At 69.6% G+C, this 1,180-nt stretch carries 2 protein-coding genes; both read left to right on the top strand.

The features are described from left to right. The first annotated feature begins 141 nt into the window (after window positions 1-141). Entirely contained in the window at window positions 142-672 is a 531-nt protein-coding gene (locus ACFQ11_RS37720; RefSeq protein WP_449193669.1) for a winged helix-turn-helix domain-containing protein, read from the top strand. Then, window positions 576-1,169: an IS630 family transposase gene (locus ACFQ11_RS37715; protein WP_378307750.1), complete on the top strand. Its 594-nt coding sequence runs from the start codon at window positions 576-578 to the stop codon at window positions 1,167-1,169. The genes ACFQ11_RS37720 and ACFQ11_RS37715 overlap by 97 nt, the downstream gene beginning before the upstream one ends. The last annotated feature ends 11 nt before the right edge of the window (window positions 1,170-1,180 follow it).

Raw genomic sequence — 1,180 nt, 5'->3', positions numbered from 1 at the left:
GCGCCTAACCAGGGTTATTGGGTGATGGCGGTCGGGTAAGTCGACGGACCGTCGGTGTGGGCGTATGCCGGTGGTATGGCCAGATACCCCCAGGGCGGCGGGATGACTGCCGCCGGCCGTGACAAACGAGAACAGGTACGGATGCGAGCCGCGCAGTGGTTCGCCGAAGGACGGCCCAACGCCCGGATCGCCGCCGACCTGCGGGTCGGGCTGCGGCAGGTGGAGAAGTGGCGGCGGGCCTGGCGCGAGGGCGGGGCCGACGCGCTGCGGTCCAAAGGGCCGCACGGGAGACCGCGGCTGGACCAGGCGGCCTTCGCGCGGCTGGAGGCCGAGTTGAACCGCGGCCCCGCCGCCCACGGCTGGGCCCATGACCAGCGGTGGACGCTGGACCGGGTCGCCGAGGTGATCCGCCGGCTGTTCGGCATCGACTACACCCGGCCCGGAGTATCGCTGCTGCTGCGCCGCAACGGCTGGTCGGTACAGGTCCCCGGACGCCGCGCCATCGAACGCGACGACCAGGCCATCGAGGTGTGGAAAGAGCGGGTGTGGCCACAGGTGGAAACACCGCGGCGGACCTGGGCGCCTGGATCTGCTTCCAAGACGAGGCCGGTCAAGGGCTCAGGCCGCCCAAAGGACGCACCTGGAGCCGCCGGGGACACCGCCCGCAGGTGAGGGTGCACGGCGGTGAGCACGGCTCGCGGGTCTCGATCGCCGGGATGGTCTGCTACCGGCCCGGCCACCGATCCCGGCTGATTTACCGGATCCACCGCTACCGCCGCCGCAAAGACGAGCGCGCCGGATTCTCCCTCGCCGAGTACACACGCATGCTCCAGGCCGCCCACCAGCAGCTTCCGGGCGGCAAGATCGTGCTGGTGTGGGACAACCTCGGCGTCCACCACTCCAAGGCGATGCGCGCGTTCATCGATGCCCACGCCGACTGGCTCACGGTGTTCTACCTGCCCGCCTACGCCCCCGAACTGAATCCGGCCGAGACGGTGTGGTCGCTGCTGAAACGCTCCATGGTCAACTTCCTGGCCACCGACCTGGACGACCTCGCCGACATGATCAAGCACCGGCTCAAGGTCATCCAGCACCACCCCGGCGTGATCGACGGCTGCCTCGCCCCCACAGGCCTCACCCTCAACACCACACCCGCCATCACCAATTAACCCTGGGTAGG

Origin of the sequence: Actinomadura sediminis (assembly GCF_042675525.1) — a bacterium.
In the GTDB taxonomy this organism is placed as follows: domain Bacteria; phylum Actinomycetota; class Actinomycetes; order Streptosporangiales; family Streptosporangiaceae; genus Spirillospora; species Spirillospora sediminis.
Note: the sequence above shows the minus strand (reverse complement) of the source record. Positions and strands in the feature narration are given on the sequence as shown.